This is a genomic window from Lentzea sp. NPDC005914 (assembly GCF_040629405.1).
Classification (GTDB): domain Bacteria; phylum Actinomycetota; class Actinomycetes; order Mycobacteriales; family Pseudonocardiaceae; genus Lentzea.
The window spans coordinates 139,209-154,641 of the sequence record NZ_JBEXVQ010000008.1 but is presented as its reverse complement, the minus strand read 5'-3'; the positions used below and the strand labels follow the sequence as shown (position 1 = coordinate 154,641).

The window sequence follows — 15,433 nt, the reverse complement described above, 5'->3', positions numbered from 1 at the left end:
CCTCCAGCAGGTGACAGGGGTCCCTTGTATGAGGCATCGGCGGCGGGGCTAAGTACGTGTCGAGGTTTGTGCTGTGTCCACCCGTTCGACGGCATGCGCTTCGGTGAGGTCGACCGCTTCCCACTTGTCGGCCAGCCGGTCGATCACGGCGACCGGCACCGGTTCCGGGCGGGCACGGTTGCGAGAGCGGATCACGGCCGGAGGAGCTTCCAGGCCGATCAGCGTGATCCGGGCGTGGTAGTCCGCGGCGAGGCCGATGCAGCGGTCACGCAGTTGACGCGAGATGTTGGTCGCGTTCCACACGAACCGCTCCCCCGCCCTCAGCAGCACGCGCGCTTCTTCGAACGCCGCGGCCGCCACCGCGCGTTGGTCGCCGTCGGGAGCGATACCGAGGCGTGCGCGCACGGAGTCGAGACTGACGACCGGCCAGCCTGGCCGATGAGTGGCGATCCAGTGGTCCTTGCCGACGCCCGGCAACCCGGACAGCACGGTCACCTCGACGCGCGTGTCGTCGTAGGCGGCGTAGTTCGGGTCGCGGCCGGGTGTGCGGAAGTACTGGAACCGAGCGTGGTCGGACGGGAAGAGACGCGGGCGGTCGAGGCAGTCGCGTTCGCGGCAGTACTCCTCGAACAGGGCGATGTTGTCCAGCACCGAGTCGACGTCGCCGCAGATCCGGCCGAGGATGTCGGCACGGGCGAGCGTGGCCAGGTCGTCGTTGCGGGCGACGAGGCTCACCCGGAACGCGATCTGGTCGAGGTCGGGACGTTCCAGCGCCCAGAACGGCACCTGGTGGTGACGCACCAGCGCGGCGACGTGCTCGCGCCACGCGATCGGGCGGCCCATCTCCCACAACAGCTTGCGCGCCAGGAGATCTCCGGCGCGGGAGTGGCCGTGGGCGGTGATCCGGCCGCCGTCGACCTGCGTGCGGAACGGCTTCGCCACGTCGTGGAGCAGCACCGTCGCGAACAAGCGCACGCGGTCGGGCTCGGGACGCGCGCGCCACTCCGGCAGCGAGACGAGAGCCTCGCACGCCATCCGGGTGTGCGTGGCGACGTCGCCTTCCGCGTGGTGGATCGGGTCCTGCGGCACGCCTTCCAGGGCGCGCACCCAGGGGAACGCCGAGCGGACGGCGTCCCAGTCGAGAGTCCACTGTGGACCGGCCGGGCAGAGTTGCTCAAACACGGGACACCACCCGATTCGGCAGGATCGGGCGGTCCTGCCAGTGACCGCCCGAGTCCAGCACGGCCGTGAGGAACGTCGGGCGCACCCACTTGTAGCGCTCGACCGTGCGGCCGTTCTCCTCCACCTTGATGTAGAGGCCTTCCATGTGATCGTCGGAATCTGTTTCCGCGACAACGGCTTCCGCGTCCTGACCTGCCGCCAGCGCTGCCTCGACCAGAACGTCACGCCACGCCGGCGTGCGGCAGGTGGACGGGCCGATCAGCGCGGTCAGGTCCTTCACGGTGCGCAGCGGGCCCTCGTGCAGCACGGGCACGGAGACCACCGGCGTGCCCTCCAGCAAGCGGCGGCGTTCCGGCGTGGACAGGAAGTCGCCGGTCTCGCGGTCGAGCAGGTCGAACTCGCAGAAGTGGTGCGGCAGCGCGTCGTAGAACACGGTGTGCTTGGCATACAGCCATTCCCCGTAGAGAACGAAGCGCGTGCCGAGCCGCTCCCACAGCACGCCCTGATGCGTCGCTGCCCAGGCCTTCAACGGCGCGAACTGGCGTTCACGGGGTCCGCCGGCCAGGAAATGGCCGCGTGACTGCAGCTTCAGCACACCGGCGGAGTCGAAGCTGATGCCCGCGTTGGCGCCGTCGAGCTTCTCCTCGACGACCAGGTGCCGTCCCGCGATCGCGCGGAACGGCACCTGGTCGAGATCCTCGTCGCCCGGTTGCAGGCGCGAGCCCTCGAGGTGGGGCGTTCGCGGGTACTTGCGCAACATGCCCCGATTTGTAACCCGTCCGGGCGCCCGCTCGCGAACGGTTTACGCCTTGCCGACGAACGCGGCCTTGTCGGAGTTGAAGCTCGGCTCGAACACGAGCTGCATCTCACCGGGCTGCGCGCCGACGGAGTACGCCGCCTCGTACGTGTAGGTCTTGCCGGGCAGCACGGTCACCGACTCGAACCCGCCGCCGCAGCCGCCGCCGCTGTCGAACACCCGGTCGGCCTTCTGTCCGTTGAACTGCGCGTCGTCGCCCATGGACATCAGCGCGGTCTCGAAGGCGGCGCTCGTGCCGTTGGTGACGGTGATCTTGAACTTCACCGCGCGTGCGATGTTCTGCGGTGACGCGTACTCGCCGGGTGTGCACGCGACGGGCGCCTCGATGTCGACCGAGAGGCCGTTCGCCCACGTGTAGCGCTTGCCCCAGGTCGGCGATTGCGCGAGCGCTTCCTGGTGCGGGGTCTCGCCCGCGACGCCGACCTGTCCCTGGTTGGTGGTGCCGTCGAAGATCTTGTCGAGCTCTTTGACCGCGGCCTGCTGCGCCAGCACCGTGAAGACGATCGCGGCGACACAAAGGACGACACCGATCGCCGCGAGGACCTTGCGCGTGCCGAACAACGCGATGACGCCGAGCACGATCCCGATGAACGCGCCGATGGCGGTGAGGTTGTTGAAGAAGATGACCCACGAGCTGACGACACCGACGATCCCGAGGATCAACGCGGCCCAAGCGAGCGCACCGAACCGTGTGGGTTTCTGCGGTGCGACCGGCGGCGGGGCGTAGGCGGGCTGGGTCGGATAGGTCATCACGGCTCCTGGCGTTTGCGATGTGTGATCACCACGTCGATTGGTCCGCTTTACCTGTTAGCGCCGCACTCCACCGTCACTCGATCGAGTTACTGGCGGCTCGTCAGCCGACTTCCGTCGGTAGCGAGGTGGATACGATCCGTACAGGCTTGGCGCTGGATGCCATCCCTGAAAGGAACCCTGCACATGGCACGACGATTCGTCGTAACCCTGCTCGCGGCGATCGCCGCACTCGGTGTGATGACGGCACCCGCCCAGGCCGCCGTCGACTTCTCCGGAACCGTGGGACTCAGCAACTGCTCCGGCTCACTGGTCCGCCTGCCGAGCTCGGCTCCCGCGGACAAGGCGCTCATGCTCACGAACGGGCACTGCTACCAGCTCATGAAGGCGGGCCAGGTGGTCACCAACGTGGCGGCCAACCGCGAGGTGAAGCTGCTCAACGGCGCCAGCACCGAAATCGCCAAGCTCCGCACGGCCAAGCTCCTCTACGCGACGATGACCGGCACCGACGTCTCGTTCTACCAGCTCAACACGACCTACCAGCAGATCCAGCAGCAGTACGGCATTCGCGCGCTGGAGCTGTCGGCGTCGCATCCCGTCGCCAAGACTGACATCCGCGTCGTCTCCGGCTACTGGAAGAAGATCTACTCCTGTCAGGTCGACGGTTTCGTGTACCAGCTCAAGGAAGCCGACTGGATCTGGCGCGACTCGCTGCGCTACACGTCTTCCTGCAACACCATCGGCGGCACCTCGGGTTCGCCGATCATCGACAACGCGAGCGGCAAGGTCGTCGGTATCAACAACACCGGCAACGAGAGCGGCGGCCGCTGCACGATGAACAACCCGTGCGAGGTCGACTCCGCCGGCAAGGTCGTCGTCCGCAAGGGCATCAACTACGGCCAGCAGACGTTCGACTTCGTCTCCTGCTTCGGTCCCGGCACGACGCTGAACCTGTCGCTGCCGGGATGCAAGGTCGCGAAGCCCTAGAACGCCGACCATGGCGAAAGCCGGGGCGCCCCTGCTGCGCCCCGGCTTTCTGCTTCTACTAACGCGCCGCGCGGACAATCAGGTCGGCGACGGTTTCCGGCTGAGACACGGCGACCGAGTGCGAGGCGTCGCGCACCTCGACGACAGCGCGGGCGTGAGCGCGCTCGGCCATCCACTTCTGGGCCGCGACCGGGATGTTCTTGTCCTTGCCCGCCACCACGAAGTACGACGGGATCTGGTGCCACGCGGGCTCGCCGGCCTTCTCGGTCAGCGCGGTGTCGTTGACCGGCCGCTGCGTCGCCGCCGCCAGCGTCGCGTCCTTGCGCGAGACGTCGGCCGCGAACTGCTGCCAGTACTTGTCCTGCTGGATCACCAGGTCCTTGGTGCCGTCACCGAGGTCGATGGTCTGCAGCGTGTCGCCGAGCGAGCTGCCGGGGAACTTGTTCGACAGCTCGAGCGCACTCTCGCCCTTCTCCGGCGCGAACGCCGCGACGTAGACGAGCGACTTCACGTTCGGGTTCCCGAGCGCCGCCTCGGACTGGACCATGCCGCCGTAGGAGTGCCCGGCGAGGACGATCGGCCCGTCGATCGAGGCGAGCACCTTGCGCAGGTAGGCCGCGTCACCGGTGAGCGACCGCAGCGGGTTCGCCACCGCGACGACCGGGAATCCCTTGCGCTGTAGGCGTTCCACGACACCGTTCCAGCTGGACGCGTCCGCGAACGCGCCGTGCACCAGCACGATGGTCGGCTTCTTGGCGCCGGACTTCTCGGTCTCGTCCGCGGCACCCGCACCCGACGGAACAACGGCAGCCAGCGCCAGCATGGTCCCCAGAACGGCGATCACCTTACGAACTCGCATTGGTCTCTCACTCTCTCGTCAGGCACCTTGGCGGTGGTGCATCGTGCTCGATTAGGTCGTGCACGATGTAAGTTACCCGATGAGTTACCTCGTGCGCGATGTGTTTCAGGTCACCCAGATGGCGGCTAGCGTTCGGCGCCGTTCTTGACCCGGTGCAACGCCTTCCTCAGAACGGTGATCTCGGCGTCGGTCATACCGAGCGCCTCACCGAGCCTGGAGGTCATCTCGCCGCCGATCCACTGCAGGTCACGGCCCTTGTCGGTGAGCTGGACGAGCACCGAGCGCTCGTCGTCGGGGTGCGTGACGCGCACCAGCAGCCCGCTCTTCTCCAGCCGCTTGATCAACGGCGAGAGGGTGCTGTACTCAAGATCGAGCTCGTGGACGAGCTCCCGGATCGGCCGCGAGTCGCGCTCCCACAGCAGGAGCATCACCAGGAACTGCGGGTAGGTGATACCGGCCTTGTCCAAGATCGGGCGGTAGAAGCCCGTGACCGCTCGCGACGTGGTGTACAGGTCGAAACAGAGCAGGTCGGAGACGGTGGGAGTGACGGCGGACGGCACGTCGGGAGTGGTACTCACACCACCCAGACTACTCGTGCACGATGTAATCGCACGGCATGTTATTGGGCGTCAACAGACGGCGCGGGGCCAAGGGAAGCTCGGTGAGTTCCGGCCACTGCCAGCGTCATCGCCGGGTTTTCGTCTCGTACACGGTGCGCGGGGCGGGCACGGAGTCAAGACGCACGCCGAGGCAGCAGGTCATGGCCGCGAACGAGTCGATGGACGCCCGGCCTGCCGGTGACCGCGTTCCACACCGTCTGGAAACACGCGTCCGGCAGTCAGGTACCAGCCGGGGAGGTCGAGCTTCGCGGCCCGGGCCAGGACCTCCATGAGCAGCTCGTTGCGAGCAAGGGCCGCTCGCAGTGCGTCGAGCTGGTCGTCCACCGGAAGCCGGCCGATCAGTGCGCCCGGCACCGGCTTCACGACCAGGGCTCGTCCAACGCCGAAGCCTCGTCCCCGACGGCACGCAGCTCGTCACGCACCACCCGGTACGCGAGGCCCTCCGCGTAACCCTTGCGCGCCAGCGCACCCACGAGCCGGCGGATCTTGGTCGTCTCGTCCACGCCGGACAGGGTGCGGAGGCGTTTGCGGACCAGTTCGCGAGCCCGATCCTCCTCCGCCTCACCGTCCACCGCGGCCACCGCTTCGGCCACCACCTCGTCGGCCACGCCCTTGCGGCGGAGCTCCATGGCGATGGCTCGGCGGCCCAGGCCGTTGTAGGTGTGGCGGGAACGGACCCACATCTCGGCGAACTGGGCGTCGTCGATCAGGCCCGCGCGGTCGAACTTGCCGAGGACGGTCTCGGCCGCGGCGGGACTGATCCCCTTGCGCAGCAACGCGTCGTGAAGCTCTTGCCGGGATCGGGCGCGAGCGGTGAGCAGCGTGTAGCAGATGTCGCGTGCCTTGCGCTGCTCCTCAGCCTCGTCCACCCTCCGCTACCTCTTAGAACTCGACCGGCGCGGCGGGAACCGTCTCGTCGGCGTCGAGGGTGGCGCCGATGCCGAGCTTGTCCTTGATGCGCTTCTCGACCTCGTTGGCGATGTCCGGGTTGTCCAGCAGGAACTTGCGGGCGTTCTCCTTGCCCTGGCCCAGCTGGTCGCCCTCGTAGGTGTACCAGGCGCCGGACTTGCGCAGGATGCCCTGGTCGACGCCCATGTCGATGAGCGAGCCCTCGCGGCTGATGCCCTTGCCGTAGAGGATGTCGAACTCGGCCTGCTTGAACGGCGGCGCGACCTTGTTCTTCACGACCTTGACCCTGGTGCGGTTGCCGACGGGCTCGCCGCCGTCCTTCAGGGTCTCGATGCGGCGGACGTCCAGGCGCACGGAGGCGTAGAACTTCAGCGCCTTACCACCGGTCGTGGTCTCCGGAGAGCCGAACATCACGCCGATCTTCTCGCGCAGCTGGTTGATGAAGATCGCGGTGGTGTTGGACGCGCTCAGCGCACCCGTGATCTTGCGCAGCGCCTGGCTCATCAGGCGGGCCTGCAGACCGACGTGGTTGTCGCCCATCTCGCCCTCGATCTCGGCGCGCGGCACGAGGGCGGCGACCGAGTCGATGACCAGGATGTCGAGCGCGCCGGAGCGGACCAGCATGTCCGCGATCTCGAGCGCCTGCTCACCGGTGTCGGGCTGGGACACCAGCAGCGCGTCCGTGTCGACGCCCAGCTTCTTCGCGTACTCCGGGTCGAGCGCGTGCTCCGCGTCGATGAACGCCGCGATGCCGCCCGCCTTCTGCGCGTTCGCCACGGCGTGCAGTGCCACGGTCGTCTTACCGGAGGACTCCGGACCGTAGATCTCGACGACCCGGCCACGCGGCAGGCCACCGATGCCGAGCGCCACGTCCAGTGCGATCGCGCCGGTCGGGATCACGGCGATCGGGGCACGGCCCTCTTCGCCGAGGCGCATCACAGAGCCCTTGCCGAACTGCTTGTCGATCTGCGCCAGGGCCAGCTCGAGCGCCTTGTCCCGGTCGGGTGCTGCGGGTGCCATCTTGGGTCCACCTTTTGTCGTCTGCCGTTGCTTCGTCATGTTGGACCTGACGCTACTGGCGGGGTCTGACAATTCTGCGAAGCCGGGGGTCGGAGCCACTGTAGCCGAACACGTGTTCGAGCACACGCGACACTCCGAACCGCAGCTCAGCGACGATTTTCGGGAATTTCGAACCCGTCGCAGACCGCGATCCAGACCTCTTTGGCGCCGATCCCCGCCTCCAGCGCCTCGTCGGCGGTGCGTCCTCCCAGTGACGACAGCACGTGGTCGCGGGCGATCATCTCGGCCCTGACCTGGCCGAACTCCCCTGCCATGAGCTTGCGGAACATCGTGATGCGCACCGGAAGACCCTAACGAACGGGCTTTCGCAGCGACGCGTAGAGGCACACGACGAGCAACGGCAGCGCGGTGAACCCGACGATCAGCCCGAGCGCCGCGTAGGACCACGCCGTCACGACGATCCCGGACACAGCGCCACCAACGGCCCCGCCGACGTTCATCACCAGATCGGACAGCCCCTGCGCGGCCGGCCGATCTTCAACTCGCACGGACTCGGTCAGCAACGCCGACCCCGACACCAGCCCCGCCGACCAGCCGAACCCGAGCAGCACCAGTCCCGCGGCGAGCTGCGGAGCGTCGTGCGACGGCGCCATCCCCGCGACCCCGGACGCCGCCACCACCAGCGACGCGCCGATCGCGAGCACCGGCACGCGTCCCAGCCGGTCCGCCATCCACCCGAACAGCGGGCTCGCGGCGTACATAGCGGCCACGTGCAGGCTGATCACCACACCGACCACGCGCAACGACGACCCGGCGTGGTTCATGTGCACCGGCGTCATCGACATCAGCCCGACCATCGCGGTGTGGCACAACATCACTCCAACGAGTGCAAGCCGCGCCATCGGCCCGAGCGATCCCCAGATCTTCAGTCCACCGGGCGTGCCACCGCCGGAGCAGTGCGGAGACTCGACCGGCCGAGTGCTCTTCACGACGACCAGCGGGTCCGGCCGCAACCCGAACTGGATCACCAGCACGGCCGCGCACAGGACCAGGGCGGCGAGCAGGAACGGCCCCACACCCACCGGAAGGCCGAGAGAAGCCGCGAGTCGTCCGGCGGGATCAGCGAGGTTCGGGCCGATGATCGCGCCGATCATCGCCGCCCACACCACACGGGAGAGCTCACGCGCACGACGTTGCGGATCCGCCAGATCCGTTGCGGCATAACGAGCCGCATAGTTCGCGCTGGACGCCCCTCCGAACAGAAGCAGCCCTACCAACAACACCGGCCACAACCCGGCACCCACGGCGACAGCGGCGATCACCGCACCGAGCGCGCCCATGCCGTAGCCGAGGATCAACGCCGGCCGGCGCCCACGCCGTTGGGCCAGACGAGCACCGGGTAGGGCGAGCAACGCCGCACCGGCGACGGCCGCGGTCTGCGCGAGCCCGCCCACGGCGTCGGACCCGGACAGCGACGCGGCGATCAACGTGCTGATCGCGAGGCCGATCGTCACGGCCGCCGACCCCAGGATCTGGGTGCCGGTCAGCACGCGGACGACCTTGCGCTGCACGCGTTCGACCTGCGGCGCGACGGTCACCATGATCGCGATGGTGGCACGCTCGGGCGGCGCGCCGACAGGGCCATCAGGGGCGCTTACTCACCCGGTTGAACGGTCTGCTCGAAGAAATCGGCGATTTCGTCCGGCTTGAGCTCGTCCGCGTTCTCCTCGGCGTTCTTGGTGAGGATGCCGAACATGGGCCGTCCCTTGGCCGTGAACACCAGCACGCCGGTACCGCTCGACGTGGCCGCGCGGTAGTTGCCCTCCAGCCCGTTGCCGGTCCAGTCGGCCTCGACGCGGTCGGTCTGGAACGACTTCACGATCGCCTCGGCGTTGTTCTCGGCGCCGGTGACGCTGTCGGTGAGGATGTACTGGACCGCGTAACCGTCGCGGATCGTGCAGCTCACGACCGTGCCCTTGATCTCCTCCATGCCGGTGATCTGCGCGGAGTCGGCCTTCTCGCAGCCGCCACCGTCGGGCACCTTGCCCGCGAGCTGGCGCAGGCACTTGGTGAAGCCCTGCCCGTCCTGCGAGGTGTCGTCCTTGCACTCGTCCGCGCTGGGCAGGTTCGGGCCGGAGAACGCGAACACCGCGCCGATCACCACGGCCAGCGCCACCACCGCGCCGCCGATGCCGAGGAGGACCTTCTTGTTGTCCTTCTTCGGAGGCATCTGCTGCTGCGGGAAGTTCATCGGGTAGTTGCCGCTGATGTTCGGGTTCATCGGGTACTGCGAGGTCAGCTGGTAGGTGCCGCTCGCCGAGTACGGCCCGCTCACGTTCGGGTTCGGGTACGGGCCGCTGATCACCGGGTTCGAGCCACTGACGTTCGGGTTGACCGGATGCGGACCGGTGAGGGCGGGGCTGACCGGCGCCGTCACGACCGTGGGCGGCTCGACGTAGCGGGGCTTGTCGTCCTCGGGCTTCAGCGTGATCATCGCCCGGTCCACGACCTGCGCGCCGGACGCGACGATCGTCTCCGGGTGGTCGGGGTTGGTCGGGACGATGCCGACCTTCTCCGCGATGACCTGGGCGACCAGCGGCATCCGGCAGGAGCCGCCGACGAGGTAGACGTGCTCCGGCGTGACCCCCGCCTTGTGCACGGTGGTGATGAGGAGCTCGGCGCTGCGGATCAGGCTCGGCCGGATCAGCGCCTCCAGCTCGCCGCGCGTGACGACGACCTTCTCGAACGGCTCCGGCATCAGCACCTCGACCTGAGGCAGCTCGGAAAGGTCCTCCTTGGCGAGGCGCAGCTCCTCGCGCAGGCCGAGGCGGGCGCGGTGGTCGTCCACGGTGACCGGGCGCAGCAGCCGCTGCCAGCCCGCCGGGTCCTTGTGGGAGACCGAGCGGCCGATGTGCTCCAGCAAGGCCTGGTCGACGTCGAGACCACCGACGTCGCTGAGGCTGCCGTCGGCCAGGATGCGGTGCTCGGAGTCGAGCACGGAGACGTCGAACGTGTCGGCGCCGAAGTCGTAGACGGCGAGCGGACGGCCACCGCCGAGCGACGCCACCGCGATGGCCTCGGGAACGGGCACGATCTCGCCGGTCATGCCCGCGAGCCTGGCCGAGGACAGCAGCTTGTTGCGCCTGGTCGGGCCCCATTCGGCGGGGTGCGTCAGGCGGATCTCGTCAAGCGGGGCGCCACCGAGCAACGGCGTGACGGTTTCCATCACGCGCGCGTAGATTGCCGCGAGAGCGTCGTTGACCGGCAGGTTCGTCTCGCCGAGCTTGATCGTCGCCTGGTCGATGTGGCGCTTGGGGTTCGGCTCGTAGCGCGACGGGTCCTGGCGCGAACGCCGCTCCGCTTCCTTGCCGACGAGCAGGGTGCCGTCCTCGTCGAGGTAGACGGACGAGGGCATGGCGGGCCCTCCGTCCAGATCCACCACACCGTGGTCGGACAGCACCGCAACCGTGTTGGCGGTGCCCAGGTCGACGGACAGGACGCGCACCGTGCTCCCCTCGCAGGACGTACCGGGTGATCGTGCCACAGCGCCCTTCGGCAGGTGCTCGGACCTGCACAATCAGAAATTGTCAGACCCGGTTGTCATGATGGTCGCCATGGACGTGATGAAAGCTTTCTCACCGGCGACCAGGCAGTGGTTCGCCGGGGCTTTCGCCGCGCCCACCCCTGCCCAGACGGGTGCGTGGGCGGCCGCGGCGGCGGGCGAGCACGCGCTGGTCATCGCCCCGACGGGCTCGGGCAAGACGCTGGCCGCGTTCCTGTGGGCACTGGACAGGCTGGCTTCTTCGACGGTGCCGTCAGAGCCGAAAAGGCGGTGCCGGGTGCTTTACGTCTCGCCGTTGAAAGCGCTGGCGGTGGACGTCGAACGAAATCTGCGCGCGCCTTTGGCCGGTATCCGGCAGGCCGCGCACCGGCTGAACCTCACCGAACCGTCGATCACCGTGGGCATGAGGACCGGCGACACCTCTCCCGAGGAACGGCGGGCGTTCGGGCGCACACCCCCGGACGTGCTGGTGACGACGCCGGAGTCGTTGTTCCTGCTGCTCACGTCATCGGCACGCGAGTCGTTGCGCGGCGTGGAGACGGTGATCGTCGACGAGGTGCACGCGGTGGCGGGCACCAAACGCGGCGCGCACCTGGCGTTGTCGCTGGAACGGCTGGACGCGCTGCTCGAAAAGCCTGCTCAGCGGATCGGTCTGTCGGCGACGGTGCGGCCGGTCGAGGAGATCAGCACGTTCCTGTCCGGCGGCCGCCCGGTGTCGGTGGTGCAGCCGAAGACCCCCAAGACCATCCAGGTCGAGGTCGAGGTGCCGGTCGAGGACATGTCGCAGCTCGGCCAGCCGACGGGTGAGGTGTCGGGTTCGGCGGCGGGAGCAGAGCAACGCACATCCATCTGGCCGTCGGTCGAGGCGCGGGTGCTCGAACTGGTGCGCGCACACCGGTCGACGATCGTCTTCGCGAACTCACGGCGGCTCGCGGAACGGCTGACCGCGCGCCTGAACGAGCTGGCGGAAGAGGCCGCGGAGCTCGAGTCCTTCCCGGCCGAGGCGATCGGCCAGTCGGGCATGACCGTGCAGAAGACCGCTTCCGTGGCCCGTGCGCACCACGGGTCGATGTCGCGTGAGCAACGCACGGCCGTGGAAGAAGACCTGAAGTCCGGACGCCTGCCGTGCGTGGTGGCGACGTCGTCGTTGGAGCTCGGCATCGACATGGGCTCGGTCGACCTGGTCGTGCAGGTCGAGGCGCCGCCGTCGGTCGCCTCGGGTCTGCAACGCGTCGGCCGTGCCGGCCACCAGGTCGGCGCGGTGTCCCGGGGCGTGATGTTCCCGAAGTTCCGCGGCGACCTGGTGTCGTGCGCGGTGGTGGCGGAACGGATGCAGAACGGCTCGATCGAGGCCGTGAAGTTCCCGCGCAACCCGCTGGACGTCCTGGCTCAGCACATCGTCGCGATGGTGGCGATGGAGACGTGGACGGTCGAGGAGCTCACGGCCCTGGTGCGGCGGGCGGCGCCGTTCGCGGGGCTGCCGGACTCGGCGCTGCACGCCGTGCTGGACATGCTGTCGGGCCGGTACCCGTCCGAGGAGTTCGGTGAGCTGCGGCCGCGGATCACGTGGGACCGGGTGAACTCCGAGCTGCGCGGACGTCCCGGGTCGCAACGGCTCGCGGTCACCTCCGGCGGCACGATCCCCGACCGCGGGCTGTTCGCGGTGATGACGCCGCCGTCGGAGAACGGTCCTGGTTCCCGCGTCGGCGAGCTCGACGAGGAGATGGTCTACGAGTCCCGCGTCGGCGACACGTTCCTGCTGGGCACGTCGTCGTGGCGGGTCGAGGACATCACACACGATCGAGTGATCGTGGTGCCCGCGCCGGGGCAGCCCGCGCGGATGCCGTTCTGGAAGGGCGACGCACCGGGCCGTCCGCTGGAGCTCGGCCGGGCGATGGGCAAGTTCCTCCGCGAAGTGTCCACAATGGAGGATTCGGCCGCTCGCGAACGGGCCACCGCCGCCGGTCTGGACGCGTGGGCGACGGACAACCTGCTGGCGTACCTGGGCGAGCAGCGGGAGGCGACGCGGCACGTCCCGAACGACAGAACCGTTCTGGTGGAACGGTTCCGCGACGAGCTGGGCGACTGGCGGCTCGTCGTGCACTCCCCGTTCGGTGCCCAGGTCAACGCGCCGTGGGCCTTGGCGATCGCGGCGCGGCTGCGCGAGCGCCGTGGCGTCGAGGTGCAGGCCGCGCATTCCGACGACGGCATCGTGCTGCGGTTGCCGGACGCTCTCGACTACGAGGGCATGGAGGTCACCGCGGGCGCGGAGGACGTGCTGCTCGATCCGGACGAGGTCGAGCAGATCGTGGTCGCGGAGGTGGGCGGCTCGGCGTTGTTCGCGGCCCGGTTCCGCGAGTGCGCCGCACGCTCGCTGCTGCTCCCCCGCCGTGATCCGAAACGCCGCACCCCGTTGTGGCAGCAGCGTCAGCGCTCGGCCCAGCTGCTGTCGGTGGCGGCGAAGTACGAGCGGTTCCCGGTGGTCCTGGAGGCGATGCGCGAGTGCCTGCAGGACGTGTACGACGTGCCGGGCCTGAAGGAGCTGATGTCGGACGTCCGCGCGCGCCGGGTGCGCGTGGTCGAGGTGGAGACACCGTCGCCGTCGCCGTTCGCGCGCAGCCTGCTCTTCGGGTACGTGGGCATGTTCCTCTACGAGATGGACGCTCCTCTGGCGGAACGCCGCGCGGCGGCCCTGTCGCTGGACTCGACGCTGCTCGCGGAGCTGCTCGGCTCCGAGGCGATCCGGGAGTTGCTGGACCCGGAGGTCGTGGCCGAGGTCGAGCGCAGCCTGCAGCGCCTCACCGAGGACCGCCGGCCCCGCCACGCCGAGGACACCGCGGACCTGTTGCGGTTCCTGGGAGATCTCTCCGACGCGGAGGCGCTCGAACGCGGTGTGCCCCGCGAGTGGCTGGACGAACTGGTCGCCGAACGCCGGGTGCTCCGCGTCAGGATCGCCGGTGAGGAACGGTCGATCTCGATCGAGGACGCGGGCAAGGTCCGCGACGCGCTCGGTGTCGCGCTCCCCGTCGGCGTCCCGGAGGCGTTCACCGAACCGGTGGCGGACCCGCTGGGCGAACTGCTGAGCCGGTACGCCCGCACACACGGCCCGTTCGCCGCCGCGGAACCGGCGGCTCGCTTCGGCCTGGGCGTGGCCGTGGTGACCGGTGTCCTGGAACGAATGGCCGCCACGGGCAGGCTGGTGCGCGGCGAACTGCGGCCCGGCGGCACCCACACCGAGTACTGCGACGCGGACGTGCTCCGTCGCCTGCGCCGTGCCTCGCTGGCTCGCCTGCGGTCCGAGGTGGAGCCGGTCGAACCCGCGGCGCTGGGCCGGTTCCTGCCGTCGTGGCACGGTCTGGGCCGTCGTCTGCGCTCGGCACCGACGGTCGACGACGTGTTCTCGGTCGTGGAACAGCTTGCCGGAGCACCACTTCCGGCGAGCGCTTTCGAGTCACTGCTGCTCCCCTCGCGGCTGCCGGGCTACTACCCGGCGCTGCTGGACGAGCTGACCGCGTCCGGCGAGGTGACGTGGACGGGCTGCGGTTCCCTGGCCGGTGGCGACGGCTGGATCGCCCTGGCGCCAACGGATGTGGCGGACCTGCTGCTGCCCGACCTGGTGCCGGAGTCGATCCCGGAGTCGCAGCTGCACACGGCGGTCCTGGAGGCCCTGTCCGGTGGTGCGTTGTTCTTCCGGCAGGTGGTCGACCGGGTCTCACTGTCCACGGCGTGCACGGACGCCGAGGTCGTCGGCACGCTGTGGGACCTGGTGTGGGCGGGCTTGATCACCAACGACACCCTGTCCCCGTTGCGCGCCTTGGTATCTGGCGGCGGCGCGGCCCACAAGCCTCGCCGCACTGCTCCACGCGGCCGCTATGCCCGGCTGCGCGCCGCTCGTCCGGACATGCCGTCGCGCACGGGTCCGCCGACCGCGGCGGGCCGGTGGTCACTGGCGGTGACCCCGGCGGAGGACCCGACCCGCCGGGCGCACGCCCGAGCCGAGGCTTTCCTGGAACGCCACGGCGTGCTGACCCGCGGTGCCCTCGACACCGAACGCGTCACCGGTGGGTTCAGCGGTGTCTACAAGGTGTTGCGCGCGATGGAGGAATCCGGTCAGGTCATCCGCGGCTACGTCGTCGAGGGTCTGGGTGCCGCCCAGTTCGCGGCGCGGGGCGCGGTGGACCGGCTGCGGGCGTTGTCCCGTCCTCCCGGCCAGCCTGCGCCGGCCGACCAAGCCGCGGTGGTGCTCGCCGCGGCCGACCCGGCCCAGCCGTACGGTGCCGCGCTGGCGTGGCCGGATCCCTTGGGAGAAGGCAAACATCGCCCGGCACGCAAGGCCGGCGCGCTAGCGGTGCTGGTCGACGGCAGCCCGGCGCTGTACGTCGAGCGGGGCGGCAAGTCCCTGCTGTCGTTCACCGACGACGAGCCGACGTTGCGCATCGCGGCGAACGCGCTGAGCCGGGCGGTCCGCGACGGCTGGCTAGGCCAGCTGGCCGTCCAGCGGGCCGACGGCGAGGTCGCCCTGACCTCGCACCTCGCGACAGTGCTGCAGGAAGCGGGTTTCCGCGCCACACCGAAAGGCCTGCGACTACGAGCCTGACCGAGCACCTCCTCGTCTGTCCCCCAACGGGTCGACGTGCCCGGCGCCTGCCTGACCGAGCGCCTCCTCGTCTCTCCTCCACGGACCGGCGCGCCCGGCGCTGTCGGTGCGCACGCGTCAGGTTCCTTGA

13 protein-coding genes are annotated in these 15,433 nt (G+C 69.3%); 2 read left to right on the top strand and 11 right to left on the bottom strand.

Annotated elements, in window-relative coordinates:
* Positions 1 to 48: 48 nt before the first annotated feature.
* Genes ABZ345_RS13855 through ABZ345_RS13845 form a run of 3 tightly spaced genes read right to left on the bottom strand, consistent with a single transcriptional unit; the run spans position 49 to position 2,749 of the window.
* Entirely contained in the window at positions 49 to 1,182 is a 1,134-nt protein-coding gene (locus ABZ345_RS13855; RefSeq protein ID WP_359847075.1) for an AAA family ATPase, read from the bottom strand.
* A complete protein-coding gene (locus ABZ345_RS13850) occupies positions 1,175 to 1,942 on the bottom strand; it encodes an RNA ligase family protein (RefSeq protein WP_359847072.1) in 768 nt (255 codons plus the stop codon). The genes ABZ345_RS13855 and ABZ345_RS13850 overlap by 8 nt, the downstream gene beginning before the upstream one ends.
* Positions 1,943 to 1,984: 42 nt before the next feature.
* The gene (locus tag ABZ345_RS13845; protein ID WP_359847069.1) at positions 1,985 to 2,749 is read right to left on the bottom strand and encodes a DUF4190 domain-containing protein; all 765 of its coding nucleotides are present in this window, start codon (positions 2,747 to 2,749) and stop codon (positions 1,985 to 1,987) included.
* Between the two features lie 186 nt (positions 2,750 to 2,935).
* On the opposite strand from ABZ345_RS13845, the gene ABZ345_RS13840 reads away from it, so the two are divergent.
* On the top strand, positions 2,936 to 3,736 hold the full coding sequence (locus ABZ345_RS13840; protein ID WP_359847066.1) for a serine protease: 801 nt from the start codon (positions 2,936 to 2,938) through the stop codon (positions 3,734 to 3,736).
* 58 nt (positions 3,737 to 3,794) lie between these two features.
* Here ABZ345_RS13840 and ABZ345_RS13835 read toward each other — a convergent pair whose 3' ends face one another.
* The 8 genes from ABZ345_RS13835 to ABZ345_RS13800 all read right to left on the bottom strand — a co-directional run bounded on the left by ABZ345_RS13835 (position 3,795) and on the right by ABZ345_RS13800 (position 10,649).
* Positions 3,795 to 4,595, bottom strand: a complete 801-nt coding sequence (locus tag ABZ345_RS13835) for an alpha/beta hydrolase (RefSeq protein WP_359847063.1) — start codon at positions 4,593 to 4,595, stop codon at positions 3,795 to 3,797.
* Between the two features lie 125 nt (positions 4,596 to 4,720).
* On the bottom strand, positions 4,721 to 5,173 hold the full coding sequence (locus ABZ345_RS13830) for a MarR family transcriptional regulator (protein ID WP_359847061.1): 453 nt from the start codon (positions 5,171 to 5,173) through the stop codon (positions 4,721 to 4,723).
* Between the two features lie 180 nt (positions 5,174 to 5,353).
* Positions 5,354 to 5,578: a hypothetical protein gene (locus tag ABZ345_RS13825; RefSeq protein WP_359847058.1), complete on the bottom strand. Its 225-nt coding sequence runs from the start codon at positions 5,576 to 5,578 to the stop codon at positions 5,354 to 5,356.
* A complete protein-coding gene (locus ABZ345_RS13820) occupies positions 5,575 to 6,084 on the bottom strand; it encodes a regulatory protein RecX (protein ID WP_359847055.1) in 510 nt (169 codons plus the stop codon). Before ABZ345_RS13820 ends, ABZ345_RS13825 begins: the two co-directional genes overlap by 4 nt.
* Before the next feature lie 13 nt (positions 6,085 to 6,097).
* A complete protein-coding gene (gene recA, locus ABZ345_RS13815) occupies positions 6,098 to 7,144 on the bottom strand; it encodes a recombinase RecA (RefSeq protein WP_189159366.1) in 1,047 nt (348 codons plus the stop codon).
* A 146-nt stretch (positions 7,145 to 7,290) separates the two neighbouring features.
* Positions 7,291 to 7,485 (bottom strand): DUF3046 domain-containing protein, encoded by a 195-nt coding sequence (locus tag ABZ345_RS13810; RefSeq protein ID WP_359847052.1) that lies wholly within the window; start codon positions 7,483 to 7,485, stop codon positions 7,291 to 7,293.
* 9 nt (positions 7,486 to 7,494) lie between these two features.
* Positions 7,495 to 8,745 (bottom strand): MFS transporter, encoded by a 1,251-nt coding sequence (locus ABZ345_RS13805; RefSeq protein ID WP_359847049.1) that lies wholly within the window; start codon positions 8,743 to 8,745, stop codon positions 7,495 to 7,497.
* A 53-nt stretch (positions 8,746 to 8,798) separates the two neighbouring features.
* Positions 8,799 to 10,649 (bottom strand): Hsp70 family protein, encoded by a 1,851-nt coding sequence (locus tag ABZ345_RS13800; protein ID WP_359847046.1) that lies wholly within the window; start codon positions 10,647 to 10,649, stop codon positions 8,799 to 8,801.
* Between the two features lie 109 nt (positions 10,650 to 10,758).
* Between ABZ345_RS13800 and ABZ345_RS13795 the strand changes: the two genes are divergently transcribed.
* A complete protein-coding gene (locus ABZ345_RS13795; RefSeq protein ID WP_359847518.1) occupies positions 10,759 to 15,303 on the top strand; it encodes an ATP-dependent helicase in 4,545 nt (1,514 codons plus the stop codon).
* Positions 15,304 to 15,433 lie beyond the last annotated feature (130 nt).